The 26131-nt window shown below is 71.8% G+C and carries 24 protein-coding genes and 1 pseudogene; 11 read left to right on the top strand and 14 right to left on the bottom strand.

What is annotated here, in order from left to right:
• Positions 1-49 precede the first annotated feature (49 nt).
• A complete protein-coding gene (cobN, locus tag AZE13_RS09155; protein ID WP_066928891.1) occupies positions 50-3706 on the top strand; it encodes a cobaltochelatase subunit CobN in 3657 nt (1218 codons plus the stop codon).
• Between the two features lie 56 nt (positions 3707-3762).
• On the opposite strand, the gene AZE13_RS09150 is transcribed toward cobN, so the two are convergent.
• The gene (locus AZE13_RS09150) at positions 3763-4530 is read right to left on the bottom strand and encodes a DUF4097 family beta strand repeat-containing protein (RefSeq protein WP_066928889.1); all 768 of its coding nucleotides are present in this window, start codon (positions 4528-4530) and stop codon (positions 3763-3765) included.
• 191 nt (positions 4531-4721) lie between these two features.
• Between AZE13_RS09150 and AZE13_RS09145 the strand changes: the two genes are divergently transcribed.
• Entirely contained in the window at positions 4722-5039 is a 318-nt protein-coding gene (locus tag AZE13_RS09145; RefSeq protein WP_079123842.1) for a DUF1876 domain-containing protein, read from the top strand.
• A gap of 15 nt (positions 5040-5054) precedes the next feature.
• Here the strand turns inward: AZE13_RS09145 and AZE13_RS09140 are convergent, their stop codons facing one another.
• From AZE13_RS09140 to AZE13_RS09125, 4 genes are all read right to left on the bottom strand, one after another.
• Positions 5055-6386 carry an LCP family protein gene (locus AZE13_RS09140; RefSeq protein WP_066928884.1) on the bottom strand — a complete coding sequence of 444 codons (1332 nt, stop codon included), beginning with the start codon at positions 6384-6386 and terminating at the stop codon, positions 5055-5057.
• A 475-nt stretch (positions 6387-6861) separates the two neighbouring features.
• Complete coding sequence (locus AZE13_RS09135) at positions 6862-7110, bottom strand: hypothetical protein (protein ID WP_258527670.1); 249 nt, start codon at positions 7108-7110, stop codon at positions 6862-6864.
• Positions 7111-7400: 290 nt separating this feature from the next.
• The gene (locus tag AZE13_RS09130; protein WP_066928880.1) at positions 7401-8366 is read right to left on the bottom strand and encodes a M56 family metallopeptidase; all 966 of its coding nucleotides are present in this window, start codon (positions 8364-8366) and stop codon (positions 7401-7403) included.
• A gap of 3 nt (positions 8367-8369) precedes the next feature.
• Positions 8370-8939, bottom strand: a complete 570-nt coding sequence (locus tag AZE13_RS09125) for a BlaI/MecI/CopY family transcriptional regulator (RefSeq protein WP_079123884.1) — start codon at positions 8937-8939, stop codon at positions 8370-8372.
• 184 nt (positions 8940-9123) lie between these two features.
• Here AZE13_RS09125 and AZE13_RS09120 point away from each other — a divergent pair, with 184 nt between their 5' ends.
• A complete protein-coding gene (locus AZE13_RS09120) occupies positions 9124-9699 on the top strand; it encodes a TerD family protein (protein ID WP_066928878.1) in 576 nt (191 codons plus the stop codon).
• Positions 9700-9784: 85 nt separating this feature from the next.
• Here the strand turns inward: AZE13_RS09120 and AZE13_RS09115 are convergent, their stop codons facing one another.
• On the bottom strand, positions 9785-10240 hold the full coding sequence (locus tag AZE13_RS09115; RefSeq protein WP_066928876.1) for a tellurite resistance TerB family protein: 456 nt from the start codon (positions 10238-10240) through the stop codon (positions 9785-9787).
• Positions 10241-10486: 246 nt separating this feature from the next.
• Here AZE13_RS09115 and AZE13_RS09110 point away from each other — a divergent pair, with 246 nt between their 5' ends.
• The 5 genes and pseudogenes from AZE13_RS09110 to AZE13_RS33810 all read left to right on the top strand — a co-directional run.
• Positions 10487-10717 carry a hypothetical protein gene (locus AZE13_RS09110; protein WP_258527669.1) on the top strand — a complete coding sequence of 77 codons (231 nt, stop codon included), beginning with the start codon at positions 10487-10489 and terminating at the stop codon, positions 10715-10717.
• A 72-nt stretch (positions 10718-10789) separates the two neighbouring features.
• On the top strand, positions 10790-11227 hold the full coding sequence (locus AZE13_RS09105) for a DUF5994 family protein (RefSeq protein WP_066928872.1): 438 nt from the start codon (positions 10790-10792) through the stop codon (positions 11225-11227).
• A gap of 339 nt (positions 11228-11566) precedes the next feature.
• Positions 11567-12103, top strand: coding sequence for a DUF6344 domain-containing protein (locus AZE13_RS09100; protein ID WP_066928870.1), 537 nt, complete (start codon positions 11567-11569; stop codon positions 12101-12103).
• Between the two features lie 338 nt (positions 12104-12441).
• Positions 12442-12780, top strand: a complete 339-nt coding sequence (locus tag AZE13_RS38995; protein ID WP_309302178.1) for a hypothetical protein — start codon at positions 12442-12444, stop codon at positions 12778-12780.
• A 137-nt stretch (positions 12781-12917) separates the two neighbouring features.
• Positions 12918-13421, top strand: a pseudogene (locus tag AZE13_RS33810) (transglycosylase family protein); the annotation flags it as partial.
• Between the two features lie 51 nt (positions 13422-13472).
• Here AZE13_RS33810 and AZE13_RS09090 read toward each other — a convergent pair.
• The 5 genes from AZE13_RS09090 to AZE13_RS09070 all read right to left on the bottom strand — a co-directional run bounded on the left by AZE13_RS09090 (position 13473) and on the right by AZE13_RS09070 (position 19126).
• Positions 13473-14264, bottom strand: a complete 792-nt coding sequence (locus tag AZE13_RS09090; protein WP_066928868.1) for a class I SAM-dependent methyltransferase — start codon at positions 14262-14264, stop codon at positions 13473-13475.
• A gap of 93 nt (positions 14265-14357) precedes the next feature.
• A complete protein-coding gene (locus tag AZE13_RS09085; RefSeq protein ID WP_066928866.1) occupies positions 14358-15581 on the bottom strand; it encodes an aminotransferase class V-fold PLP-dependent enzyme in 1224 nt (407 codons plus the stop codon).
• 1 nt (position 15582) lies between these two features.
• Complete coding sequence (locus AZE13_RS09080; protein WP_066928864.1) at positions 15583-16950, bottom strand: pyridoxal-phosphate dependent enzyme; 1368 nt, start codon at positions 16948-16950, stop codon at positions 15583-15585.
• The gene (locus tag AZE13_RS09075; protein WP_066928862.1) at positions 16947-18509 is read right to left on the bottom strand and encodes a diaminopimelate decarboxylase; all 1563 of its coding nucleotides are present in this window, start codon (positions 18507-18509) and stop codon (positions 16947-16949) included. Before AZE13_RS09075 ends, AZE13_RS09080 begins: the two co-directional genes overlap by 4 nt.
• A gap of 224 nt (positions 18510-18733) precedes the next feature.
• Entirely contained in the window at positions 18734-19126 is a 393-nt protein-coding gene (locus AZE13_RS09070) for a hypothetical protein (protein ID WP_258527668.1), read from the bottom strand.
• A 29-nt stretch (positions 19127-19155) separates the two neighbouring features.
• Here AZE13_RS09070 and AZE13_RS09065 point away from each other — a divergent pair, with 29 nt between their 5' ends.
• Together AZE13_RS09065 and AZE13_RS09060 are read left to right on the top strand one after the other, a co-directional pair.
• Entirely contained in the window at positions 19156-20349 is a 1194-nt protein-coding gene (locus tag AZE13_RS09065; RefSeq protein ID WP_066928858.1) for a site-2 protease family protein, read from the top strand.
• A gap of 19 nt (positions 20350-20368) precedes the next feature.
• Entirely contained in the window at positions 20369-21115 is a 747-nt protein-coding gene (locus AZE13_RS09060) for a PP2C family protein-serine/threonine phosphatase (protein WP_066929520.1), read from the top strand.
• Between the two features lie 83 nt (positions 21116-21198).
• Here the strand turns inward: AZE13_RS09060 and AZE13_RS09055 are convergent, their stop codons facing one another.
• From AZE13_RS09055 to AZE13_RS09045, 3 genes are all read right to left on the bottom strand, one after another.
• A complete protein-coding gene (locus AZE13_RS09055; protein ID WP_066928856.1) occupies positions 21199-22476 on the bottom strand; it encodes a sensor histidine kinase in 1278 nt (425 codons plus the stop codon).
• Positions 22473-23309 carry a hypothetical protein gene (locus AZE13_RS36755; RefSeq protein WP_066928854.1) on the bottom strand — a complete coding sequence of 279 codons (837 nt, stop codon included), beginning with the start codon at positions 23307-23309 and terminating at the stop codon, positions 22473-22475. Before AZE13_RS36755 ends, AZE13_RS09055 begins: the two co-directional genes overlap by 4 nt.
• 164 nt (positions 23310-23473) lie before the next feature.
• Positions 23474-24496, bottom strand: coding sequence for an NAD(P)/FAD-dependent oxidoreductase (locus AZE13_RS09045; protein WP_079123841.1), 1023 nt, complete (start codon positions 24494-24496; stop codon positions 23474-23476).
• 304 nt (positions 24497-24800) lie between these two features.
• Between AZE13_RS09045 and AZE13_RS09040 the strand changes: the two genes are divergently transcribed.
• A complete protein-coding gene (locus tag AZE13_RS09040) occupies positions 24801-26060 on the top strand; it encodes a DUF418 domain-containing protein (protein WP_398780129.1) in 1260 nt (419 codons plus the stop codon).
• The last annotated feature ends 71 nt before the right edge of the window (positions 26061-26131 follow it).

Raw genomic sequence — 26131 nt, 5'->3', positions numbered from 1 at the left:
CCTTACGACCACCCGGGGCGCGGACACCCCGAGGAAGGCCTGCGCTCGCATGCTGCATTCGTCCGGGGAGCCCTCCCCGCAGACCCGCGTCCTGCTGCTGTCGACCTCCGACACCGACCTGCTCAGTGCCCGCGCGGCCACCGGACCGGTGCCGTACCGGCTCGCCAACCCCGCCCGCCTCGACGTCGGCGAACTGCCCGCGCTGCTGGACGGCACCGACCTCGTCGTCGTGCGCCTCCTCGGCGGCATCCGCGCCTGGCAGGAGGGCCTGGACGTCCTGCTCGCCGAGGACCAGCACCGGCCGGTCGTCGTGCTCACCGGCGAACAGGCCCCCGACGCCCAGCTCATGGAGCAGTCCACGGTCCCGGTCGGGATCGCCGCCGAGGCACACGCCTACCTGGCCCATGGCGGTCCGGCCAACCTCGACCAGCTCGCCCGCTTCCTCTCCGACACCGTGCTGCTGACCGGCCACGGCTTTGAACCGCCCGCACCCGCGCCCAGCTGGGGTCCCCTGGAGTGGGAGACCCGCAATGAGCACGGTCCCGCCGTCGCCGTGCTCTACTACCGGGCGCACCACATGAGCGGCAACACCGCCTTCGTACGGGCCCTGTGCGAGCAGGTCGAGGCGGCCGGTGGGCGCGCCCTGCCGCTCTTCGTCGCCTCCCTCCGCGCCCCGGAACCCGAGCTGATCGACGCCCTGCGCGCGGCCGACGCCATCGTCACCACCGTCCTCGCGGCCGGCGGCACCAAGCCCGCCGAGGCCTCCGCCGGCGGCGACGACGAGTCCTGGGACGCGGGCGCGCTGGCCAGCCTGGACGTACCGGTCCTGCAGGCGCTGTGCCTGACCGGACCGCGCAGCGCCTGGGAGGAGAACGACGAGGGGCTGTCGCCGCTGGACGCCGCCTCGCAGGTCGCGGTGCCGGAGTTCGACGGGCGCCTGATCACCGTGCCGTTCTCCTTCAAGGAGGTCGACGAGGACGGCCTCCCGGTGTACGTCGCCGACCCCGAACGCGCCGCCCGGGTCGCCGGTACCGCCGTACGCCACGCCCGGCTGCGCCACATCCCGGCCGCGGAGAAGCGCCTCGCGCTGGTGCTGTCCGCCTACCCCACCAAGCACTCCCGGATCGGCAACGCGGTCGGCCTGGACACCCCCGCCAGCGCCGTCGCACTCCTCCGCCGCCTCCGCGCCGAGGGCTACGACTTCGGCACCGAGGACGTCCCGGGCCTCGCTTCCGGCGACGGCGACGAGCTGATCTACGCCCTCATCGAGGCCGGCGGCCACGACCAGGAGTGGCTCACCGAGGAGCAGCTGGCCCGCAACCCCGTCCGCATCCCGGCCGCCGACTACCGGCGCTGGTACGCCGCCCTCCCGCAGGAACTCCGCGACGCCGTCGAGGAGCACTGGGGGCCGCCGCCCGGTGAGATGTTCCTCGACCGCAGCCACGCGGGCGAGCCCGGCCGCGACCCCGACGGCGACATCGTGCTCGCCGCCCTGCGGCGCGGCAACCTGCTCATCCTCATCCAGCCGCCGCGCGGCTTCGGCGAGAACCCGATCGCGATCTACCACGATCCCGATCTCCCGCCGTCGCACCACTACTTGGCGGCCTACCGCTGGATCGCCGCCTCCCAGGAGGACGGCGGCTTCGGCGCGGACGCCATGGTCCACCTGGGCAAGCATGGCAACCTGGAGTGGCTGCCGGGCAAGAACGCCGGGCTCTCCGCCGCCTGTGCCCCGGACGCCGCCCTCGGCGACCTCCCCCTGATCTACCCGTTCCTCGTGAACGACCCGGGCGAGGGCACCCAGGCCAAGCGCCGGGTGCACGCCACCCTCGTCGACCACCTCGTCCCGCCGATGGCGCGTGCCGAGTCCTACGGCGACATCGCGCGCCTGGAGCAGCTCCTGGACGAGTACGCCGCGATCTCCGCGATGGACCCGGCCAAGCTGCCCGCCATCCGTGCCCAGATCTGGACCCTGATCCAGGCCGCCAAGCTCGACCACGACCTGGGCCTGGACGAACGCCCCGACGACGAGGGCTTCGACGACTTCCTCCTGCACGTCGACGGCTGGCTGTGCGAGGTCAAGGACGCCCAGATCCGCGACGGGCTGCACGTCCTGGGGGCCGCCCCGGCCGGTGAGGCCCGCGTCAACCTCGTCCTCGCCATGCTCCGCGCCCGGCAGATCTGGGGCGGCACCACCGCCCTGCCCGGCCTGCGCGAGGCGCTCGGGCTGGACGAGTCCGCGGCCACCCGCACCACCGCCGACGAGGCGGAGGACACCGCTCGCGCCCTCGTCCAGGCCATGGAGGACGCCGACTGGGACCCGTCCGCGGTCGCCCGGGTCGCCGACGGCCACCCGGCCGCGGTCGCCGACATCCTCGACTTCGCCGCCCGCCAGGTCGTCCCGCGCCTCGCCGCCACCACCGACGAGATCGACCACGCCGTCCACGCGCTGGCCGGCGGTTTCGTCCCGGCGGGACCCTCCGGCTCCCCGCTCCGTGGCCTGGTCAACGTCCTGCCGACCGGCCGCAACTTCTACTCCGTCGACCCCAAGGCCGTCCCCTCCCGCCTCGCCTGGGAGACCGGCCAGGCCCTGGCCGATTCGCTGCTGGAGCGCTACCGCGCCGACAACGGCGAGTGGCCGCAGTCGGTCGGCCTGTCCCTGTGGGGGACCAGCGCGATGCGCACCAGCGGTGACGACGTCGCCGAGGCCCTCGCCCTGCTGGGCGTCCGGCCCGTATGGGACGACGCCTCGCGCCGCGTCAACGGCCTGGAGCCCATCCCGCTCGCCGAGCTGGGCCGCCCCCGCATCGATGTCACCCTGCGCATCTCGGGCTTCTTCCGGGACGCCTTCCCGCACGTCATCGGCCTCCTCGACGACGCCGTACGGCTGGCCGCCGGACTCGACGAGCCGGACGGGCAGAACTTCGTCCGCGCCCACACCCGGGCGGACCTGTCCGCCCACGGTGACGAACGCCGCGCCACCACCCGGATCTTCGGCTCCCGCCCCGGGACGTACGGCGCGGGTCTCCTCCAGCTGATCGACTCCCGCGACTGGCGCACCGACGCCGACCTGGCCGAGGTCTACACCGTCTGGGGCGGCTACGCCTACGGCCGCGGCCTGGACGGGCGGGCGGCCCGCGAGGAGATGGAGACGGCCTACAAGCGCATCGCGGTGGCGGCCAAGAACACGGACACCCGCGAGCACGACATCGCCGACTCCGACGACTACTTCCAGTACCACGGCGGCATGGTCGCCACCGTCAAGGCGCTCAAGGGCAAGGCCCCCGAGGCGTACATCGGCGACTCCACCCGCCCCGAGACGGTCCGCACCAGGACGCTGGTCGAGGAGACCTCCCGGGTCTTCCGCGCCCGGGTCGTCAACCCCCGCTGGATCGAGGCCATGCGCCGCCACGGCTACAAGGGCGCCTTCGAACTCGCCGCCACCGTGGACTACCTGTTCGGCTACGACGCCACCACGGGTGTGGTCGCCGACTGGATGTACGACAAGCTCGCGCAGACCTACGTCCTCGACCCGGAGAACCGCGCCTTCCTCGAGGAGGCCAACCCCTGGGCCCTGCACGGCATCGCCGAACGCCTCCTGGAGGCCGAGTCCCGCGGTATGTGGGAGAAGCCGGACGCCGAAACGCTGGCCGCGCTGCGGGAGGCTTTCCTGGAGACGGAGGGCGAACTGGAAGGGGAGGACTGACGGCGGCCCGCCGCTCGTCAGCCAGCCCCGCCGCTCGTCAGCTGGCCCGCCGCCCGTCAGGCGGACTTGGCGGTGATGCTGCCGTTGCTGGTGGTCAGGTCGAGACGGTAGCGCGCCGCCGGGTCGTCGGGGACGGTGATGTCCCGGCTGCCGTTGCTGCTTCGGGCGGCTATTCGGTAGTGGCCCTTCGGCATCTTCACGGTGATGCCGCCGTTGGACGTCTTCGCCCGGACGTTCTGCGGGGTGGCAGGGGTGAGGTCGATGTCCCCGTTCGAGGTCTCGGCCGTGAGGTGCGTGCCCGACAGGCCGCGTCCGGCGATCCGGCCGTTGCTGGTGCGGACGTCGACCGCGCCGGACACGTCGTCCAGCTCTATGGCCCCGGAGCTGGTCGTGACGTCCACCGCACCCACCCTGGTCAGATTCACCGATCCGTTGGAGGTCTCACCGCTCACCGGGAGCCCGGCCGGTACTTCGACCGTGTAGCTCACCGAGCACTCCTCGCCGCAGTCGCCGAGCACCAGCACACCGCCCTCGACCCGGTGCGTCGCGCCCTCCGGGCGGTCGCCGTGGTACGTGACCGCGCGGTGGACCGACGCCGTGCCGCCGCCCGAACCGCCGCTCTTGGTGCCGTCCGGACTGCCGCTCTTGGTGCCGCGTACCGTGACGCTGCCCGAGTCACCGTCGATCCGGATCGCCGTGATCTTCTTCGACACCGTGGCGTCGTCGGTGAAGGTCTTGCCGGGCAGTAGGCCGCAGCCGCTGAGCCCCCAGGCTCCCACGCAGGCCAGCGCCACTGTCCCGAGCATGCAGGCGCGCTTGTTCATGAAATCCCCCCGATGTGTCCAGAAGTTTCCGAGGTGGCCGGGTGTTTCCGAGGTGGCCGGGTGTCCCCTCTCCGGCGGCCACGGAGATCAGATTAGGGCGGGCACCGCGGGCCGGGGTATGGGGGAAACCCCCCATTTCCTGGTGCCGAAACCCGCAGGTGCGGCCCGTGAGCTGCGGTGCGACGATTTGTATGGGGGCAGGTCCTGTGCTGCGTGTGGGAGGTACGAGGAGGCTTCCGGTGACCACGAAGACATGGAACGCCGAGATCACGATTACCGAGAAGGGCAGCGAGGTCAGCGCCGAGGCCCGGCTGCGCGGCAAGGAAGGCGGTCAGATGGTCGGCCAGGGGACGGCTCGCTGCAACCCCACCGATGAGAACGTCCCGGCCATCGGCGACGAGCTGGCGGTCGCCCGGGCGATGTCGCACCTCAGCCACCAGCTGCTGCAGCGGGCCGCGCACGACATCGAGGTGCACACGGCCCAGCCGGTGGAGCGACTACACGCCTGACGGAGACCGCAGGGGTTATTCCCCTGCCTCCGCCGGGAAATCCGGCCCGATCGTCAGCGTCACCGTGCCCGGCGTCGAGGTGGCCGACTCCGCTGCCTTGGTGCCGGACAGGCGCGCGGCGAGGACTTCGCCCTGCGGTTTGAGCCCGGCGGGGTAGGTGATGGCGGTCTTGTCCGTCGCAGGGGCGTTGCCGGTGCCGACGACCGTGAAGCCGAGCTTGCGCAGCCGCTCGGCGGCGGAGGCGGCCTGGCCGGGGGTACCGGTGCCGTTGAGGACGCGTACCCGGACGGAGCGTGCGGTCACCGGGTTCTTCGCGGCCTCCTCGAACTTCTTCTTCCCCTCGGCGCCGGTCTCGCGGTCGTGGGCGAGGCCGCTGAACAGCTCGGCGGCCTGCGGGTATTGCCAGACCACATTGGCCTTGTCGGTGGGGACGTCGGCCTCACGCGGGTAGTTGGGGACGGTGAGGAAGGTGAGGCGGTCGGAGGGGATGTCCTTGACCGTCGAGGCGAGGTCGTAGAGCGGCTTGAGCCCGGCCAGTTCCTTGTCGGTGGTGAGCGACTTGGTCGCCGAGTCCAGGAATCCGTAGAGATCGCCGGGGCTGGTGAGTTTGGACTGTGCTTTGGCGGCCAGGGCCTTCATGAACTCCTGCTGGCGGCCGATGCGGCCGAGGTCGGAGCCGTCGCCGACGCTGTAACGGGTGCGTACGTAGCCGAGCGCCTGCTCGTCCTGGACGTTCTGGCAGCCCGCCGGCATGTCCAGGTGGGCCTTCTTGTCGTGGATGGCGTGCTTGGGGCAGACCTCTATGCCGCCCAGCGCGTTGACCATGCCCTTGAAGCCCTGGAAGTCGACCGAGGTGAAGTGGTCGATGCGCAGACCGGTGTTCTTCTCGACGGTCTTGATCGTGCAGGCCGCGGCCTTGGAGATGTCGCCGGTGTCACCGCCGATCGAGAACGCCTCGTTGATCTTGAAGTGGTGCGGGGCCGAGGTCGAACCGTTGCCCTGGGCGCAGGCGGGAATCTGCACCCATGAGTCGCGGGGGAAGGACACCGCGGTGGCCCACTGATGATCGGCGGAGATGTGCAGCACCATCAGCGTGTCCGACTGCATGGTGGTCAGGTTCCTGCCGTACTTGGCGTTGGCGCCGGCACGGCTGTCCGATCCGACGACCAGGATGTTCTTGGAGCCGGGGCTGAGGTTGACCGGCCGGTCGCCGTCCAGACCGATGTTCGCGCCGTTGATGTTGCCGTCGAGATGCTGGTAGACCCACGCGCCGACGCCGGCCGTGCCGAGCAGCAGGACGCCGAGGACGCCGCCGGTCCAGGCGACGATGCGCCCGCGCCGGGTCATCCGCACACCACCCGAGCCCCCCGAACCGCGGGAGCCCCCCGAACCGCGGGAGCCGCCCGAACCACGGGAACCGCCCGAGCCGCCGGAACCGGATGACCTTCGGGAAGCGCCTGACTTGCCCGGCCCCCCTGCCCTGCGGGTGCCGTCGGGTGATCGCGAGTCCCGGCGGGACGGTCCGGAGGGCTTACGGCGAGTGCCGACACCAGCCGGACGCGAGGCGTCGCCGGTGCGGGACGGACGGGGTGTGCCGCTGCCTTGTCGGGCCGTCTGCTGGTGCGGCTGCCGGTCGTGCACGCTGGAGGCCCTTCTGGTGCTTGGTGCTTGGTGCTTGGTGCGGAGTGTGCAGTTGGTGCGTCTGGCGCGTCTCGTGGGGGTGCGGTGCGTGAACCGCCCGCTGAAGTACGGGGAGAGGGCATGGTTTCACGTGAAACAGCGCTCATGGGCGGCGACAGCGGAGACCGGCACGGGTGGCAGGTCAGATGCCGTTGCTGGGCAGGAGCCGGATGGACTCGGGGTCGTAACGGTGCCACCGGGGACCGTCGCCGCCGGGCAGCGTCCGCAGCCGGCACCACACATCGCCGGTATCGTCCGTCCACCAGGCGCTGATCCGTCCCAAGTCCCAGCTGCCGTCCGGGTATTGGACCTCGACAGGCTGATAGACCCACCGCACCTCCGTCTCTGGAGGTGGGCAGTCCCAGCTCAGGAGTCCGCACCTCGTCGCCATCTCCCCCTTCGGCCGCGCCCGTTGCGCATCTGCGCCAACTCTACCGGGAAGTTCTACAAGTGTGTAGAAGTTGGCTCCCGTGACGCTGTGCCTGTGCCTGTGCCTGGGGCTGTGCCCGTGTCTGCGCTTGTGACGGGGGTGACGCACGTCCTGGCGATCAGTGTGCCTCCTTGGCGGCCCCGCCTGCCCCGGGAACGTGAAACCGGGCGTCGGCGTGAGCCCGGGGGGTCAGCAGCTGCCGGAGCGGACTGCCGGAGCGGGCTGCCAGGGCGGACTGCCGGAGCGGGCCGTCAGAGTGGTGTCGCCGCCTTGAGGACCAGGAACAGTGCCACCGCCGCGTTGAGCGCGGAGACCGCGGACGCGGCGGTACCGGCGGCCGCCATCAGCGCGGCCAGACCCGCCCGGGTCAGCGCCGGCGGCCACTGCCGGGCCGGCGGTACGGGGCCGAGCAGCGCCGCCACCCGGCGCGGTACCGGTCCCGGTTCCGGCGCCGCGAAGTGCGCCAGCTCCGGAGCGGGCGCGGGCCGGGCGATCAGCGCCGCCTTGCCCACGGCACGGGCGGTCAGCCGCCGGTCGCCGACCACCCGCGCGGCCTCCTCGTCCGCCCAGCGCTCAGTGGCGAAGGCAACGGCGGAACGCAGCGGCAGCAGCAGCGGGTTGACGCAGCCGGCCAGGCGTACGGCGAGCAGATAGCGGTGATGACGGCAGTGCAGATGCGCGCGCTCGTGGGCGAACAGCGCGCGCCGCTCGTTGCCGTCCAGGCTGCGCAGCATCCCGCGGGAGACCGCGATCCGGCCGGGCCGGGCGGGCCGTCCGGGGCGGGCCGGGGTGCCGGGCACGGCGTAGGCGTACGGCTCGTCGTCCGGCAGTACGGCGGGATCGGTGCCGGCCGGCAGCGCGTCGAGGGCGTAGTGCGTACGGGCCCGGACCCGGCGGTGCCGGCGCAGCGCGGCGCCACACGTGAGGAGGGCGGCGGCCAGCAGGGGGATCGCGGCGGAGCCGGCGATCTCGGCGTACGGGACCGCGGCCCGCACCTCCGGGTCCGACCAGCCGTCCGGCAGCGGATTGCCGGGGAGTTGAGCGGTGCCCACGACCATCAGCAGCGCCAGGCAGAGCGTGCTGCACAGGCCGAGGACGGCGCCGAGCAGGGTCAGCAGGCGGGTGGTGGCGCGCGGGTGGAGGTGCTGCTCCGCGAGCCGGGCGATCGGCAGCGCGGTGAGCGGCAGGACGAGGGGCAGGAACACGAAGACGCCCACCGGTCAGGCTCCGTCTCCGTGCGCTTCGCCCGTGCCGGGCCCGGCTTCGACGCCTGCGTCGGCCTCGCCCGCCGCAGCCGTGCCCGCCGCCGCTTCGCCCGCCGCAGCCTCGCCGGCCTCGGCGTCATCGGCGCGGTCGAGGAGGGCGCGCAGCAGCTGCTCGTCGTGCTCCGAGAGCGCGGAGACGAAGCTGGTCAGTACGGCGTCCCGGTCCGGTTCGCCGTCCAGGACGCGGCGCATCCGCAGCGCGGCGAGTCCCGCCTCGTCGGCGGCCGGCGTCCACACGTAGGCACGGCCGGACCGCTCGCGGGTGACGGCCTGCTTGGCATGCAGCCGGGAGAGGATCGTCATCACGGTCGTGTACGCGAGATCCCTGCCGAGTCGTTCCTGCACCCAGGCGGCGGTGACCGGGCCCGGCGCATGGTGCAGCGCGGCCAGCACCTGAGCCTCCAGCTGGCCCTGGCCGCGTCGGCGGGCACGTTCCCGCCCGGCTCCGCCGAGGTCACCCAGCCTCGCCCGGCCTGGTGTGCCGCCGACGCCCAGCGTCCTGCCGAAGGGCGTACTGCCGCCCATGCTGTCGCCTCCCAACGCGCCGGTGTCCCGGGGCCGGGACACCGGCGCATTTTACTGAGTGGCCGGATCCAGGCGGTCGCATCCGGCCCCTGTCGCCGGACGCGGCAGGCTCCGCGCCCATTCTTCTACACTCCTGTAGATTTTGAGCCCGACCCGGAATACAGGCAATACCTGGAGGGAAGCCATGGGAGTCTCGCTGGCCAAGGGCGGCAACGTCTCGCTGTCGAAGGAAGCGCCCGGACTGACCGCGGTCACGGTCGGCCTCGGCTGGGACGTACGGACGACGACGGGTGCCGACTACGATCTGGACGCCAGCGCCCTGCTGTGCACCGAGGCGGGCAAGGTCGCCTCCGACGCGCACTTCGTCTTCTACAACAACCTCGCCAGCCCGGACGGTTCGGTCCAGCACACCGGTGACAACCTGACCGGTGAGGGCGAGGGGGACGACGAGTCCATCAACGTCAGGCTGGCCGATGTGCCCGCCGAGATCGCGAAGATCGTCTTCCCGGTCTCCATTCACGACGCGGCGAGCCGCGGGCAGAGTTTCGGCCAGGTCCGCAACGCGTTCATCCGCGTCGTGAACCAGGCGGACGGGGCCGAGCTGGCCCGCTACGACTTGAGCGAGGACGCCTCGACCGAGACCGCGATGGTCTTCGGTGAGCTCTACCGGCACGGGGCGGAGTGGAAGTTCCGCGCGGTGGGCCAGGGCTACGCGTCCGGCCTGGCGGGTATCGCCGCGGACTTCGGCGTCAACGTCTGAGGCGTCGACGTCTGAGGTCTGGCCGTTGCCCAAGGGGGCCGGTACGTCGGCTGCTGACGTACCGGCCCCCTTGGGTGTTCCGGTTTCAGAGATCGAACTCCGCCGGCGTGATGCCCAGCGCGAAGCACACCTCGCGCACCACTGCCTGCTCCGTCTTGTCGAAGTCGCCGTCCGCGCCACCGATCACGATGCCGATCTGGACCACGGCGCGCGCCTCGGCCGGCTTCTTCTTCACCTTGCCGATCTCCTGCAGCACGCTCACCTTGCCGAAGTCGAAGTCGGCGACGAGCTTGTCGAGGTAGCCGTCGAAGCGGCGCTGCAGATCGTCCGCCGCGAAGTTCTGCAGTACCTCGTTGGACGCGATGAGCTGCGCCACCCGTCGGCGCTCCGACGGGTCGATGGTGCCGTCGGCGGCGGCCACCAGCGCGCACATCGCCATGCTCGCGTCCCGGAAGGCGCCGCTCTTGAGCTCGTTCTTCGTGGCGACGAGCTGGGACTGCATCGTCTGCGCGGAATCCTTGATCCGGTCCCACAGGGCCATGGGAATCTCCTCCGTCGATGAAGCAATGGTCATGCGGAAGTAAAATCTACAGCGTTGTAGATGTTGACCTCCGATGCCCCCCGCCGAGGAGCGGTGCGGGGTGCGTCGAGCGGCGCGGGGTGCATCGTGCCGTGCGGGGTACCGTGGAACCACCGGAACACCGAAGAAGTCCGAAGAGAGCCGAAGGAAGCCCGGGGACACCGAGGCGCACCGAGGCATACCGAGGGATTCGGTGAGGTGAGCACCGTGCAGACTCTGTTGACCGTGGTCGTGCTGCTGGCGATGGTTGCGCTGGGGGTGCTACTCATCCACCGGGTCAACGCCCAGACGGCCGGTCGGATGGCCACCCACCACCGGTACGCGGACTGGAAGCGGTCGATGCGGGAGCGGGCGCACAAGCGGCCGCACCACGATGCCCGCCCCGGATCCCGTACGACCGGACCGCCGCCCCCTTCCGACGAGAGCGACGGCCTGTGACCAGGACGGCCTGTAACCACGGACGGCCTGTGACCACGACCGGGTAGCGGCCCGCCGTATCAGGAGCCCCGCATGACCACCGACCCCGCGGACCATGCCCGTCCGGCCTGGCCGCCGCACCACGCTCCGCCGCCCGTCGCCCGCCTGGCCATCGCCCCGCACGCCGACGCGGTGCGGCGCATCGACGGTGTCTGGTGGCCGCACTCGACCGATCTCCTGGCCGAACTCCCCGAGCTGCTCAGCGCGTTGCCGTTCGACTGGCCGCGGATCACCCATGTCACCGTCAACGGGACCGGCTGGCCCGCATTCCCCGCGCACATCCTCGTCTCGGGCCATGTGATCCGCCTCCGCCGCACCGCCACCCGCCGTCCGGGGCCGGACACCATCTGCCTGGTCTCCACGGGTCACGGCCGGTGGGATCTCGCGATCATCCCGCCCGGCACCCCCGAACCCGAGGCCGTCCGCACCATGGCCGAGATGGCCCGCACAGGGGAGCCGTCGCCGGCGTGAGCCGGCAGACGGCCCGGCGCCACCGTCCGCCTCCCGGCCCGGCACGGCCATAACCCGACATCACCCGAGAATCCACTGCGCGCTTCGGCCGGCTACTGCGGACGGGTGGTGTTCATCGGAAGAACGCCGATCCAGGGGCGTGGGTCCGTGAATCCTCTCATTGCGTACTCATCATAAGAAAACGCAACAGAAGCGGCGCACCGTAAGCGATACGAGCGGAGCGGCGCAACTGAGGCAGCGCAACGGAAGTACGCGCACACAGCGAGAAGCAAGCGCTGGCGTAGCAGCGCAGAGGACGCAACGGATCTCTCGGGAGATCCTGACCGAAAGCGAGGGGCCATGGCTGCGACCAAGGTCATGAAGTTCTGGGCTACGTGCCTTGCCCTGCTCGGCAAGCTGCTGGCTGCCCTGGGTGTTTCCGCGCCGGCGTCGGCCGCGCGCCGGGAGGCCGCGCTGTACGAGCGGACCTTGGGCGACGGGAACACGGGCACCGGCACCCCGGGAGACGAGGTCCCCGAGGCGGCGCGCCGTGTCGAACCCGAACCGGACCGTGACCCGGACGCAGGCACTCCTGCGGTGTCGGCCGCACGAGCCGTGCCCCGCATTCCCGCGCCTCGCTCCGTACCGCTGTACGGCCAAAGCTGGCCTGTGGGCTGGACGTTCGCTCGGCCGGAGCTGCCGCCGACGATCAAGCAGCGCATCAGCGCCGAGGCGCATGGAGCCTCTCCGGGCCTGCGCAGCCGCCGTATCCGCGGCATCGAGCCGCTGTCCACCGCGGGTGGCGGAACCAAGAGGCACAGCGGTACGTATGCGGACGCGCGTGCCGCGATCATCCCGGCGGCCCGTCGCCACGCACACACCGCCCGCACCATCTGAGCGGTACACACGGTGTTTCACGTGAAACACCCGATGGCATCCGATGGCATGAACCACCCATAAAGCTCCCGGAGTTCACTCCGTCCCAGTCCCAGCTCCAGTCCCAGCTCCAGTCCCAGCTCCAGCCCCCAGCACGTGCGCTGCCGCGCGCCGTCACGTGCCGTCGTGCGCCGCTGTCCCGCGTCATCGTGTGGAGGGAAAAACAGCCGGTGTGCGGCGCCGATCTGCGTTCCGGGGCCATTCTGGTACTGCCCGGAACACGCACAGTGGCCAAGGCCCGTGCTGCGGAAAGGTATGGGCCGGACGGAGCGGAATCCATGACGACGGAGCGGCAAGCGGTGACGACGACCCGAGCGACGGACAAGGCAGAGACGGCGGGGAAGGCGGAGAAGGCGCCGAGGGCGGAGAAGACACAGGATCTGGAGAAGGCACAGAGGGCGAAGAAGGTCGGGGAAGCGGAGGAGGCGCACCGCGCCCTCCGCAGGGCACTGCGGCACGCGGGCATTCAGCTTCCCGCGATGGACATCCGCCCCGTCCGGCGCACCGACGGCGACGGCTATGCCCTGGTGAACCTCGGCGAGTGCTCCGCCCCGGTGGCCCGTGCACTGGCGGACGTCATCGAGAAGGGCTCGGCTCTACCGGGCGAGGTGGTGCGGGAGCGCGAAGGCACGTCGTGACCCGAGGGCGGCGCTGACGGATCCGCGCACTGCTTCCCGTGCGCCCACCTGGGTGAAACACGCGCATGTCGCACCGTACGGGAAAGCCGAAAAGCATATGGACGGGTTAGTTGGGGCGTGACCACCGGCCGTGGCGGATGGTCCGCCACGGCGTTGCCGGAGCACTGCGGAGGATTCCCGTGATGCCGTCGCACCCCCCTGAACGGTCCCTGTCGCACCCCCCTGAACGGTCCCCGTCACCGCGCGCCGTACCGTCCACGTCGCACCTCACCCCATGGTCCCCGTCGCCCTTCATCAGGCGGTCCGCCGGGACGCTGCTGTGCCTGCTGCTCGTCCCGCTGTCCGCCCTCGGCCTGGCCGCTCCGACCGCTGCCGCTCCGACCGCTGCTGCCCCGCCCGTCGCCGGTCCGGCCGGGGCCGACGGCCCGCCGGGGCCCGACTGGGAGCGCATCGCCGACTGCGAGTCCGGCGGCCGCTGGCACATCAACACCGGCAACGGCTACCACGGCGGCCTGCAGATCGACTCCGCCACCTGGCGCGCCTACGGCGGCGACCGCTACGCCCCGCGCGCCGACCTCGCCACCCGCGAGGAACAGATCGCCGTCGGTGAGCGCATCGTCCGTGCCCGCGGTATGTCCGCCTGGCCCAACTGCGCCTACGTCAGCGCCGTCGCTGCCGACCGGGCCGCCGCCTCAGCGCACCGCCACCAGGACGTGACTGTTGCCGAACTGCCAGACCGCGCCGATGTGCGCGAAGCCGGCCTCGCGCAGGAGGGTGGTGTGGCCCGAGAGGGTCAGGTCCGCGCCTGCGCTGGTGGGCAGGGGGCGGCTGCGGCGTTCGGCGAGTAGGGCGGCGAGTTCGGGGTCGGTGCCGGCGGCCGCCCACCAGGAGTCCCAGTCCTCGTGTGTGAAGGCACTCAGCCGTTCGGCTCGGCGGTGTCCGATGGTGCGGGCCAGCTCGGTGATCCGTTCGGCGTCCTGGCAGAGATGGTCGCCGTTGACGAGGACGCCGCCGGGGCGGAGCCGGTCCGCCAGGTCCCGGTAGACCTGGCGGAGGGCCGGCTCGTCGAGGTAGTGCAGCGCCGTGGTGGAGACGGCCGCGTCGAGCGGGCGGTCCAGGGCGAGGGCGTCGAGCCAGCCGGGGCGGCCGATGACGGCTTCGACATAGCGGGTGGCGGAGCCGTAGTGGGAGCGGCCCAGTTCGAGGAGGAGGGGGTCGGCGTCGACGGCCAGGACCTCGGCGTGCGGCAGCCGGTCGGCGAGGCGGGCCGCCAGGGCGCCCGGACCGCAGCCGAGGTCGACGATGAGGGGGGCGGGGCGGCCGGTGGTGATGTGCTCGACCACGTCGGCGATCACGGTGAGCCGCTCGTCGCGGTCCACCGCGTACCGCTGTTGCTGCTTCTCCCAGCGGCGCACCCAGCGGGCCGCGGTCGCCACGCTCACGCCGGAAGCGACGCGTACCTCCGCGGTCCCCCCTGTCCCCATCCCGGTTCCCGTCGCCGTCCCCGTCCCCGTCCCCGACACCGCAGCATCACACCCAAGGTCACAACGATGATCGTCACTGATTGGTTGTGAAAATCATTGCAGACTGGTGAGGGTGGAGAGTAGCGCGTCCACCTCCTCGGGGGTGTTGTGCACGTGCAGGCTCACCCGTACGGAGCCGTCCTTCGCACCGGCGTCCGTGCCGGCCTGGCAGTGGTGGTCGGAACGGACCATGAAGCCATGGCTGTAGAGGATGAAGCCCAGGTCGTTGGAGCCGATGTCGCGGTGCCGGAAGGTGACGATGCTGCGGCGGCGCTGCACCTGGGAGGCGGCCGGCAGGCTCGCCCGGCAGCCGAGGATCTCGTAGGGGGCCAGCCGGCTCAGGCCGTCGGTCAGCCGGGCGGCGAGTGCCACCGTCCAGCGTTCGATACGGTCCGGACCCGCCGCGTCCAGCCAGTCCAGGGCCGCCGCCAGCCCGGCGATACCGGCGGTGTTGGGGGTGCCCTGCCAGCCGCCGGGACGGAAGGCGGGGCCGCGCACCCCCCGGGACCACACGGCGCCGGTGCCCGGCGGGGCCAGCGTCTTGTGCCCGGAGAACACCACGAAGTCCACGTCGAGTTCGGCCAGGGAGACCGGGAGATGGCCGACGCTCTGGGCGGCGTCGAGGCAGATCGGCAGGTCCGGGCCGGCCGTCTCGCGGAGGCGGTGGACGTTCATGTCGCCGCCGTAGACGTGGTGGACGTGGGTGGCCGCGAGGAAGCGGGTGCGGGGGGTGAGCAGCGTGGCGAGCGCCGCCGGGTCGTAGTCGCCGGAGCCTGCCTGGTAAGGGAGTTGGCGGACCTGGACGTGGATGCCGCGCCAGCCCAGCAGGCGCTGGGCCTCCAGCCAGGGATCGAGGTTCGCCCGGTGGTCGGCGAACGGAACGATGATCTCGTCGCCGTCGGTGAGGAAGGCGGTCAGCCAGTCGAGGGCGATGGTGCGCAGGCCCTCGGTGGTGCCGCTGGTGAAGTGGACGGCGGAGCGGCCGGGGTCCGGGTCGTGCAGAAAGCGCTTGACCCGGTCGCGGGTCCGCTCGACCAGGGCCGTGGTGGCGTTGGCCCAGGGGTAGGTGCCGCGGCCGGCGTTGGCGTTGGAGGTGGTGAGGTAGGAGTGCACCGCGTCCAGGACGGCCTGCGGCTTCTGCGAGGTGGCCGCGTTGTCGAGGTAGGCCAGCTCCGGGTGGGCCGTGATGATCGGAAACTGGGCACGCAGCGGGGCCTGCCACGACCGCAGTGCGGCCAGGTCGTCCGAGGTGCCGTCCGTAGCGCGACCTGTGCCCATGTCAGTCACGCACCAGGGGGGCACCGGCGTCGCGCCAGGCGATGATGCCGCCCGCCAGGCTGCGGACATCGGGATGGCCCATACGGGTCAGCAGCGCCGCGTACCGCGCGGACTTCTCGCCGACCGGGCACGCCAGCAGGACCGGCTGCCCCTTGCTGAACGGCAGGCCGCCGCGGAGGAGTTCGTCGAAGAGCTCGTCGACGATGTTGACCGAGCCGTCGATGTGCAGTGCGGCGTACGCGAACGGGCCGCGCAGGTCCACCACCAGCGGGTGCTCGGCGGCGATCCACTTCTGGGCGTCGGCGGTGTCGACGGCGGTGGCCGCGCGCACCTCGGCGTCGGTGAGGGTGGCCACGGAGTTCTTCGCCGGCGGGCGGCCCAGCAGCTCGGGCCGGCGTTCGCGGACGTAGCTGAGGTAGCTCTCGACGCGGTCACAGATGATGAAGACGGCGGTCCGCCGCCGACCGGTTTCCCCGTCCGGCACCCCGTCCAAATCCGCGCCCGATACCCCGTCCAACTCCGCGTCCAGAGGCCGGAGATGGCGTACCGCGCCGTGGTAGGCGGCGCCGCCCGTGGGGCCGGAGAGCAGGCCACAGCGGCGGATCAGGGTCAGCATCCCGTCGATCGCCTCGTCGGCGCCGACCGCCTCGATCGTGTCGTACGTGGCCGGGTCGAACAGGCCCACTTCGTGCACCTCGTCGACATTGCGGATGCCCGGTATGAAGTCGGACTTCTGGCCGACCAGCCCGACCACCCGGACCGCCGGGTCGTGGGCGCGCAGCACCCTGGCCACTCCCGTGGACGATCCGGCGGTGCCCACGCAGGCGAAGAACCAGTCCGGGGCCCGGCCGCCGAGGTCGGCCACGATCTCCGGACCGGTGCCGGTCGCATGCGCCTCGGTGTTGAGCACGTTGAAGTACTGGTCGGTGTGCAGGCTCGGGCTGCCGGGCCGGGACAGCTCCTGGTGGAAGAGGGTGAGCGGGTCCTCGGTGTCGGTGGGGTCGAGGCACTCGGTCTGTCCGGGCAACTCCTCGATCTCCGCGCCCAGCAGCAGAAGCAGCTCCTTGATCTCCGGGACCCGCATCCGGTTGGTGACGCTCTTGAACGGCAGGCCGTGCATGCCGGCGATCACGGCCAGCGCCTTGGCGGTGTTCCCGCTGGACAGCTCGATGACGGTCGCCCCGCGCTCGACCGCGTCGGGCAGCCCCGGCCGCGCCATGTGCCAGGCCGCCCGGTCCTTGACCGAGCCGAACGGGTTGAGCATCTCCAGCTTCGCGTAGAGGTCGATATGGCGCAGGCCGTGCACCGCCGGGTCGATACGGACCAACGGGGTGTCGCCGATGGCGTCGGTGATGCTGTCGTACCTCATGCCTGAAGTCCCCCTGACGGTGAGATCGGCCAGTACTGCTCATCGAGGCACCAGCGCCAGGAACCGCCCTCCTCCCAGGCGGCGGCCTTGCGTGCGACGGGCTGTCGCTGCGCGCTGGTGGCGCTGAAGTCCATGCAGTATCCGGCGGTGTTGGCGAACGCGAGCAGATCGCCCGGACGCGGAAGACGGGCCAGGAAGACGGTTCTGCGGGTGATCAGGTCGGCCTCCAGGCACAGGCTGCCGGTGAGGTACACGGCGGACGGCTCCACGGCGGACGGCTCCACGTCGGGACCGGCGTGGGCGGCGTCCGGTGGTGTGCCGTCGCGGGGGACCAGTACCGGGTCCATCAGCACCCCGTGCTCCTCCAGCGCGACGTCGCCGGCCGTCATGGCCAGCCGTACGATCCGCTCGCCCGCTTCCGTACGCCGTACCTCCAGCACCCTGGCCAGGGACAGCCCGCACTGGTCGACCAGCGCCCGGCCCGGCTCGCTGTAGAGGTCGTAGAGGTTCTCCAGCAGCAGGGTGCCCAGCGGGCGGCCGCCCAGCGCCGCGGCCGGCCGGGACAGCAGCGCGTCCAGGTAGGCGGCGCCGGAGAGCGGGCGGTGGGCGGGGTAGAGGCTCAGCGCGCCGCGCAGGGTGCCGTTCTCGACCCGCAGGCCGTAGCCGTGCCCGCGCCAGGTCAGGGGCGGTCGGCGGCCCAGCACGGCATGGGTGAGCGCAGTGGTGTACCGGTCCCAGTCGTCCGCGTCGGCAAGGTAGTTGGCGCCGAAGCCCCCGCCGATGTCCACCGCCCACGCGCGGGCTCCCCCCTTGCCCGCATGCCCCGACGGGCCCGGGCGGTCTCCCCATCGGCGGCGCAGGGCGTCCATCGCCCGCAGACAGCCTTCGAGGGCGATCGCCTTCTCGTCGAGGCTGGTGGTGTCGAGGTGGTAGGCCACCCCGACCGGTTCGACGACGTCCTTGTGCCGCTCCAGCTCGTCCAGCAGCCCGTCCAGCGCCTTCACGGACGTGCCGAAGCGGCTCTGCCGGGAGCGCACCGTGATCCCGGACGCCGCCTCGAACCCGGACAGCCGCAGCAGGACCCGTAAGCGGGCCAGCCCGCGGCCCCGGACGAGGGCGGCGAGTTCGGCCAACTCCCCCTGGCCGTCGACGCCGACGGTGACCCCGCTCAGCGCGGCCAGCCAGCGGAACTCCGGATCCTTGGGCCCCGTCGCCACGATCCGGTCCGGCGCGAACCCGGCCCCCAGCGCGTGCTGCAACTCACCCAGCGACGCCACATCGATACCGGCGCCGGTCGCCGCGAGCCGGCGCACCAGGGCGCTCGAACGGTTCGCCTTGTGCGCGAAGAACACCTGGCCGGACAGGCTGTGCCGGCGGTGCACGGCGCGGAACCGCTCGACGTTCTCGGCCAGCCGCTCCGGGAGGACGACATTGAGCGGCGATCCCAGCGCGTCGACGAGCGAGTGCAGAAACGCCGGCGCCCTCAGCAACGACGCCAGCGGCGGCTCCAGTTGTGGCTCAAGACGCAGTGATTCGGGATGCGGAGGGGCAGCCTTCATCGCGGACGGTCCCTCCCTGCGCGGAATGCGAGTCATCAAACGGGCCGCAGTCCCACCTGAGTGCCCCTAACACCCTTTCCATTCGCGAGCTGTTTACCCACGGGAAGGGGACAAGTATTCGGTCAACGGGTGTTCGGCGGGGCGAGGCGGGGGCGAGGTGAGGGCAAGGCGGGGGCGAGCCGGGATCACGGACGGTTGGCCGTCGAGCGCGCCGAGCGGCGTGCTCAGATCACCAGGCGTTCCGGCATCGGGTGCTCCACGCCGTCCAGGAGCAGGGTGCAGCGGGGTGGTGACGGGATGAGGCGTGGCTGGCGGAGGAGGATGCGGAAGGGGTGGGCGGGGTCGTCGGGGAGTTCGCCGGTGAGGATGTTCATCCCCGGCTGGTGATCCTTCTGGTACGCGACCACCTTGCCGTTGACCAGCAGCTCGATCTCGCCGTCCCGGCCGGGGCCCACGTTCACGGTGATCGAGTGGCCCCCCTGATCCAGGTGGAAGTGGTGACTGTTGCCCATGATGACGCTCCTCCGGTCGTCCGGGGCCGGCAGCGGTGCGGCGGCCGTACGACAGCGGTACGTAGCCGTACGGCAGTGTCCGTCACCGTCCAGCGTAGATTCCATGCGCGACAATTGTGGTGGGTGAGGAGGAAATGAACGGCTCTGTCCAGATTGGGCGTGTGGTCGGGGTCCCGCTGCGGATGCACTGGAGCGTGCCCCTGCTGGTGGGGCTGTTCGCGTTCGGACTCGGCAGGCAGGCCCTGCCCGCGTGGACGCCCGGGCGCTCGGACCTCGTCTACGCCGTCGGCGGCGTCGCCGGGGCCGCGCTGCTCACCGGCAGCCTGCTGCTCCATGAGACCGCCCACGCGGCGACCGCCCTCCGGAAGAAGATCTCGGTCGAGGACGTCACCCTCTGGGCACTGGGCGGGACGACCCGGATGGGCCGCCCGCAGACCGCGGCCGCGGCCCTCGCGGTGGCCCTCAGCGGCCCGCTCACCAGCATGCTCATCGGCGGCGTCGCGCTCGGCGCGGGCATCGGGCTGCGGTACCTCCCGGGCTGGGCGGAGATCCCTGCCGTGATCCTGCTCTGGCTCGGCTGGGCCAATCTCTTCCTCGCCGTCTTCAATCTGCTGCCGGCCGTGCCGCTCGACGGGGGACGGGTGGTGCAGGCGGTGCTGTGGTGGCGTACCGGAGATCGTGAACGGGCCGATCTGGCGGCCTCCCGTGGCGGCCAGATCATGGGCCTTCTGATGACGGCCGCCGGCTGGATCTCCGTCCTGCGCGGCGCACCGGGCGGACTGTGGATCATCTTCGTGGGCCTCTTCATCATGATCGTCGCCGGGGCGGAACGGCGCCGCGCGACGCTGACCACCTCGCTGCGCGGCGCACGCGTCGCCGACGCCATGTCCAGCCCGGCGGACACCGGCGCCGACTGGCTGACCGTCCAGCGCTTCATCGACGAGATCGCGGCGACCACCCGCCACTCGGCGATTCCGCTGCTCGACTTCGAGGGCCGCCCCAGCGGCCTGGTGCAGCTCGGCCGGCTCGCGGCGGTACCGCAGGCCGAGCGGGAGACGCTGCGGGTCCGTGAGGTGGCCACCCCGCTGTCCCAGTGCGCGGTCGCCGCCCCGGACGAACCGCTGGACGAGGCGCTCAACCGGCTCACCCTGCGCACCGGCCCCCGCATCCTGGTCGTCGACGGCAGCCGTCTCGTCGGCATCGTCACCGGTCGGGACGTCTCCCGGCTCATGCAGCGCCGGAGCCTGGGCGGAGCGGGCGGCACGGGCGGAGGGGGCGCTACCGGCGCTGACGGTGGGCCGATCCGTGACGGTCCGGCCGGCGGCTGAGGAGAGAGGCGGACCGGCCATGCCGTCGTACATCACGGTGACTGCCCTCAGCCACCCCGGCCTGTTTCGTGATCACAACGAGGACAGCCTGGTGGCGGGCCCCTGGACGCTGTGCGGCACGGTCACCGAGAACCCACAGACGCTGATCTTCCCGCTCGGGACACCGCTCGTCGTCGCGGTCGCCGACGGCATCGGCGGCCAGCCGGGCGGCGAGGTCGCCAGCGCACTCACCGTCCGGCAGCTGGCGGCCTGCGGTCCGACGCTCGACAGCGAGCAGGCCGTACGGGACGCCCTGGACCTGTGCAATCACACGCTGTACGCCGCCGCTGACAAGGACCCGGAGCTGCTCACCATGGGCACCACGGTCGCCGGCGCGGTCGTCCTCGCCGAGTCCCTCCTCGTCTTCAACGTCGGCGACAGCCGGGTGCTCGACGTGACCGGGGACGGTTTGCGGCAGGTGAGCGTCGACGACAGCCCGCCGCTGCCGCCGGGCCGCCGCACGACCTCGCTCGTCACCCAGGCGCTCGGCGGAGCGCCCCAGTTCAGCGCCATCACCGCGCACGTCAGCGCCCGCGCGCTCACCCCCGGCGACCGCTACCTGATCTGCACCGACGGCCTGACCGACCCCGTCCCGGAGGAGGCCCTGGGCGAACTCCTCCGCGTCCATGACAGCGGCCGCGCCGCCTTCGAACTCTGGAAGTCCGCGATCGAGGCGGGCGGCCCGGACAACATCACGCTGGCGCTGGTCGGCGTCACCGCCGAGTGAACCGGTGCGCACGCAGCGGGCTCAGGCAGTGGGATCACGCAGCGGGCGCACGCAGTGGGCTCAGGTCGCGCGCAGCACGTGTGTCAGGCCGAGCACAGCACGAGGGTGGCCATCGCGCCGCCGTCGGGGGCGTTGGAAAAGGTCAGCGTCGTGCCCAGGACGCGGGCCTGCCCGGCCGCGATGGTCAGGCCCAGCCCATGGCCCGTCCGTCGGCTGTCGCCCGTGTTGGTCTTGAAACGCTGGGGGCCATGGGCGAGCAGCTCGTCCGGGTAGCCGTCCCCGTGGTCCCGTACGGTGATGACCGGGCCGTCGACGGTGACCACCACGGGCGGGCGGCCGTGTTTGTGCGCGTTGCCGATCAGATTGCCCAGGACGCGTTCGAGTCTGCGCTGGTCGGTCTCGACCTGGGCGTCCCGTACGACCCGGACCTCGGCCGCCAGCCCCGTGGCCCGCACCGCGCGCTCGGCCAGCGGTCCCAGCCGGTGGACGCCGAGGTCGGCGCGCTCGACCTGGGCGTCGAGCCGGGAGATCTCCAGCAGGTCCTCGGTGAGCCGGCGCATGGTCTGGATGCGCTCCTGCACCATCTCGGTCGGACGGCCGGGCGGCAGCAGTTCGGCCGCCGCGTGCAGTCCGGTGAGCGGGGTGCGCAGCTCGTGGGACACATCGGCGGTGAAGCGCTGCTCGCTGTGCAGCTTGGTCTGGAGGTTGGCGGCCATCGCGTCGAGCGCGGCCGCCACCGCCGCGGCCTCGTCCTGGGCGAGATCGGGCCGCAGGGCACGCCGGTCGCGGACCCGGGCGTCGAGATCGCCGGTGCTGATCCGGCGGGCGACCTGGGCGGTGTGGTGCAGCCGCCGGGTGATGCGGGAGACCGCGACCAGCCCGACGAGCAGGGTGGTGCCGATCGCGGCGGCCGAGGAGCCGATGATCGCCCGGTCCAGTCCGCGGAGGGCGTCGGCCCGGCGGCTGTAGTCCACGCGTACGGCCAGTGCCCGGCCGCCGTCGACCGGGGCGACCGCCCACATCACCGGCTTCCCCTCGTGGTCCGCGAGCTGGGTGCCGCGCTCCTTCTTCCGTACGGCCATCTCGCGGAGGTCACGGGGGAGGTCGGGCGGATCCACCGCGGCATTCGGACCGAGGGACTCCCCGGCGATGTACGTGTCCACCGTCCGTTCCAGCCTGTCCAGAGCGAAGGTGCGGGCCTGGCTCTCGGTCTGCTGGCCGACCAGGACGTGCACCAGGATGCCGAGCAGTGCGGCGAGGGTGCAGCACATGACCGTGATGAAGACCGCGAACTTCCAGTAGAGCGTCGCCGTCCAGGAGGGCAGCCGCAGCGCGGCCCGCCGCCGGGCGGTACGGCTCATGGCGTATGCCTCGGTGAGGGGGATCCGGATGAACCGGGGGATCCGGGTGATGAGCCGGGGGAGCCAGGGGATCCGGGGGATCCGGGCGGGGTGGCGCCCGGCTTGGAGGTGCCCGGTTTCGAGGCGCCCGGCGCGGGGGGAGAGACCGCCCGGTCGAACTCCATGACCCGGATGTCCATGATCTGGTCCTCCTCGTTCCACGAGTGGACCGTGCGGGCCTCGTACCCGGGCTTGTCGGTGGGCTCCCGCATGATCACATCACCGTCCGACACCTCCATCGACAGCGGAGTGCCGGCGGTGTCCAGGATCCGGTTCACGACCCCGCCCTTGAGCGTGTAGGCCCAGACGGTCAGGGTGTGCTCGCTGCCCTCGATGCCGACGATCAGTTCGTTCTTCCCGTCGTGCGTCAGGTCCTGGTACTGCGGGGACCGTACGGGGCAGTGCCGGGGATCGGTGCCGCAGCGGGTGATCTTACGGATCTCGGCGTCTTCGAAGGCCGGCATCTCGTTGCGGGCGTCCTCGGCGATCTGCGCCTTGACGACGTCCAGCACGTTCAGCCTACGGATGTCGCCGGACGGCACCCGGGGCAGCCCGGAGAGCGGCGAGGGCCGGTCCGGGGCGATCTTGTCCGGCGAGGGCGGTGGCGCGGGCGACCGTTCGGGCCACAGCCGCGCCGGGGCCGAGGCGATCCGTGTCTGCCCGGCGCTCTTGGGCTCACCGGTTCCGTTCCCGGTGCACCCCGCCATCAGCGCCGCGATGACGACCATCGCCGCCACGACGCAGCCGGCCGCCCGTGCCGGGAGGCGGAGCGGCAGGGGGCGGCGACGGGGCACAGAACTTCCAGACAGCGCGATCGGCATGGTAGGGGCACGATGACACGATGATGCTCCACGACCCGCATGACAGCCGTCTCACAGTTATGTAACGAGTGTCCATAGATGGGCGTGCAATGCTCTGCGGGCTCTGTGGGACCTGTGGGCTCTGTGGGACCTGTGGGCTACTGCCGGCCGGCGGCAGCGGCGTGGGCCGGTTCGGGGGACTGGGACTGGGACTGCTCGTCCGTCGCGCGGTACGCCTCGACGGCCTGCTCGACGTCCTCGTCGACCAGCCCATGGTTGATGGCGAACGCGGCGGCGGAGCCCATTCCGGCGGCGCTGATCACCAGGGCCCGTGGGTCGACGACGTTGCCGACCGCCCAGACGCCGGGGACGCTGGTGCGCCCGGTGCGGTCGGTGGCCACCCAGCCCTGGTCGTCCCGCTCGCAGCCCAGCTCGGTCAGCAGGGCGTCGTTGGGCACCATCCGCGATACGACGAAGACCGTGCTGCGGGGCACCGCGTGGCCGTCGGCCAGCTCGACCCCGCGCAGCCGGTCGTCCGCCACGACCAGCTGCTTGACCGTGCCCTCCATGATCCGCACGCCGCGGGCGGCCAGCCGCTCCCGGTCCTCGCCGGTCAGCTCCAGCGAGTGCGGGAACAGGACGATGTCGCTCGACCACTGCCGCAGCAGCAGCGCGTGCTGGACCGCCGCCGGGGAGGTGCCCAGCACGCCGATCGGCTGGTCCCGGACTTCGTAGCCGTGGCAGTACGGGCAGTGCAGCAGGTCCTTGCCCCACCGCTCCCGTACGCCGGGGATCTCGGGGAGCTCGTCCCGCAGACCGGTGGCGACCACTACCCGCCGGGTGCTCAGCACGGGGCCGCCGGACAGGCGGACGTCGAAGGCGGGGACGCCGACGACGCGGTCGACGCCGTCCACCTGGGCGTCGATGATCTCCACGCCGTACCCGGCCAGTTCGGCCCGGCCGACCTCCAGCAGGGCCTGCGGCGCCATCCCGTCGCGGGACAGGAAGCCCTGCATATGCGCGGCCGGGGCGTTGCGCGGCGACCCGGAGTCCACCACCGCCACCCGGCGCCGGGCGCGAGCCAGGACCAGGGCCGCGTTCAGCCCGCCGGCCCCGCCGCCGATCACGATGACGTCGTAGGGAGCACTGTCGTGCGGAGCCTTGTCGATTGCCATTGCCATGATTCCCGCGTCCTCTCACTACTTCTCTACTTCTCTGGCTTCTGCTGCACGTCTCTGGTTTCAGCTGCGCGTCGGCGTCCTGCTCATATCGCCATGGCGATCGCCTCCGCCGACAGAGTGCGCCCGGTGTGCAAAGCAGGCAACCTTTGTTGCCATTTCCGGAACGGAGGAACGCCCCCCTCTGGCCCTGAACTACATCGAAGGATGTACCGGGCTTTCGTCGCTGCGGAGGAGGAATCCGGTGCCGAGCGCTTCGACCATGGTGGGAAAGTGAGGATCGCCGGGGGGAGTTGGAGTGACCGAGGTGGCGGGAGCACGGGGGATCGCGGCGGCGGAGGGGGCCGCCGGGAGGGCCGGGTCCGGGGAAGGGGCGGGGGCGCGCCTGCCGTTGCTGGATGTGCTGCGGGGGGTGGCGATTCTCGGGACGTTGATGAGCAACATCTGGATCTTCGCCGCGCCGGGCGCCGAGTGGGGCGTCCTGACCGGGGGCGCCGGGCCCGCGGCGGGGTCCGACTGGTCCTCCCCGGCCGGGGTGGCGGAGACGGTCTTCCGGGGCCTCGCGAACGGCAAGTTCCTGGCGATGCTGACGATTCTCTTCGGGGTCGGGCTGGCCATCCAGTTCCGGTCAGCGGCCAAGCACGGGCAGCCATGGCCGGGCCAGTACAAGTGGCGGGCGCTGTTCCTCTTCGCCGAGGGGACCGTCCACTTCGTCCTCGTCTTCGCCTGGGATGTGCTGATGGGGTACGCGGTGGTCGCCATGCTGGTGGCGTGGCTGCTCACGCGCTCCGCGCGGGCCCAGCGCGCGACGTGGATCACCATGGGCGTACTCCACTTGACGGCGACGACGCTGATGACGGTCGCTGTCGTGCTCACCTCGGGCGACGAGAGCGGCGGGAGCGGTGGCGGCCAGGGCGGAGCCGATGCCGATGCCGGCGCCGTGACGCTGTACGCCGAGGGGAGCTACGCGCAACAGATCCTCTTCCGGCTGTCGCATGCCGCGGTGCTGCGCATGGAACCGGTGATCTCCTTCGCGCTCTTGGTGTTCCTGTTCCTGCTCGGCGTACGGCTCTTCCGGGCCGGGGCCTTCCAGGACGATGCGGCGGGACGGCGCATCCGCCGCAGGCTGGCCGGATGGGGGCTGGGAATCGGCCTCCCCCTCAACGCCTTTACCCTGCTGTGGGGTTCGGGCTTCTTCCTCCTGGAGCGGTATCTGGCCGCGCCGGTGCTGGCGATCGGCTACCTCGGCCTCATCGGCATGGCCATGGACCGCCTCCGCCGCCCGGACCCCCAGCCCTCCACCCTGACCTCCGCTGTGACTGTCGCTTTGACCTCGGTCGGCCGTACCGCCCTGTCCTGTTACGTCCTGCAGAACGTGCTCGCCATGCTGGCCTGCTACGGCCTCGGCCTCGGCCTTGCGTCCCATTGGGCCGACCGCGGCCCGTGGTGGGTGATGGGCCTGTGGGCGACGATCTGCCTGGTACTGGTGACGGGGGCGAGCCTGTGGCTGCGACGCTTCGAACACGGTCCGCTGGAAACCCTGCAGAAGCGACTGCTACGCCGCTGAGCCCGGTGGCCTGGTGACGAGCCGGGGAGAACCTGCCCAAGACGGGGACGGCCGGAGCGGGTGAGATTGGG

Origin of the sequence: Streptomyces sp. NBRC 110611, assembly GCF_001590865.1 — a bacterium.
In the GTDB taxonomy this organism is placed as follows: domain Bacteria; phylum Actinomycetota; class Actinomycetes; order Streptomycetales; family Streptomycetaceae; genus Streptomyces.
Note: the sequence above shows the minus strand (reverse complement) of the source record. Positions and strands in the feature narration are given on the sequence as shown.

Bases quoted from the DNA above. Each gene is read 5' to 3' on its own strand.
- AZE13_RS09115 (WP_066928876.1), bottom strand. From the start codon at position 10,240: ATGGCCCTGTGGGACCGGATCAAGGATTCCGCGCAGACGATGCAGTCC.
- AZE13_RS09125 (WP_079123884.1), bottom strand. From the start codon at position 8,939: ATGGGCGGCAGTACGCCCTTCGGCAGGACGCTGGGCGTCGGCGGCACA.
- AZE13_RS09075 (WP_066928862.1), bottom strand. From the start codon at position 18,509: ATGAAGGCTGCCCCTCCGCATCCCGAATCACTGCGTCTTGAGCCACAA.
- AZE13_RS09090 (WP_066928868.1), bottom strand. From the start codon at position 14,264: ATGGGGACAGGGGGGACCGCGGAGGTACGCGTCGCTTCCGGCGTGAGC.
- AZE13_RS09045 (WP_079123841.1), bottom strand. From the start codon at position 24,496: ATGGCAATGGCAATCGACAAGGCTCCGCACGACAGTGCTCCCTACGAC.
- AZE13_RS09055 (WP_066928856.1), bottom strand. From the start codon at position 22,476: ATGAGCCGTACCGCCCGGCGGCGGGCCGCGCTGCGGCTGCCCTCCTGG.
- AZE13_RS09150 (WP_066928889.1), bottom strand. From the start codon at position 4,530: ATGAACAAGCGCGCCTGCATGCTCGGGACAGTGGCGCTGGCCTGCGTG.
- AZE13_RS09060 (WP_066929520.1), top strand. From the start codon at position 20,369: ATGCCGTCGTACATCACGGTGACTGCCCTCAGCCACCCCGGCCTGTTT.
- AZE13_RS09105 (WP_066928872.1), top strand. From the start codon at position 10,790: ATGACCACCGACCCCGCGGACCATGCCCGTCCGGCCTGGCCGCCGCAC.
- AZE13_RS09100 (WP_066928870.1), top strand. From the start codon at position 11,567: ATGGCTGCGACCAAGGTCATGAAGTTCTGGGCTACGTGCCTTGCCCTG.
- AZE13_RS09140 (WP_066928884.1), bottom strand. From the start codon at position 6,386: ATGACCCGGCGCGGGCGCATCGTCGCCTGGACCGGCGGCGTCCTCGGC.
- cobN (WP_066928891.1), top strand. From the start codon at position 50: ATGCTGCATTCGTCCGGGGAGCCCTCCCCGCAGACCCGCGTCCTGCTG.
- AZE13_RS09070 (WP_258527668.1), bottom strand. From the start codon at position 19,126: ATGGAATCTACGCTGGACGGTGACGGACACTGCCGTACGGCTACGTAC.
- AZE13_RS09085 (WP_066928866.1), bottom strand. From the start codon at position 15,581: ATGGGCACAGGTCGCGCTACGGACGGCACCTCGGACGACCTGGCCGCA.
- AZE13_RS09080 (WP_066928864.1), bottom strand. From the start codon at position 16,950: ATGAGGTACGACAGCATCACCGACGCCATCGGCGACACCCCGTTGGTC.
- AZE13_RS09120 (WP_066928878.1), top strand. From the start codon at position 9,124: ATGGGAGTCTCGCTGGCCAAGGGCGGCAACGTCTCGCTGTCGAAGGAA.
- AZE13_RS09145 (WP_079123842.1), top strand. From the start codon at position 4,722: ATGGGGGCAGGTCCTGTGCTGCGTGTGGGAGGTACGAGGAGGCTTCCG.
- AZE13_RS09065 (WP_066928858.1), top strand. From the start codon at position 19,156: ATGAACGGCTCTGTCCAGATTGGGCGTGTGGTCGGGGTCCCGCTGCGG.
- AZE13_RS09135 (WP_258527670.1), bottom strand. From the start codon at position 7,110: ATGGCGACGAGGTGCGGACTCCTGAGCTGGGACTGCCCACCTCCAGAG.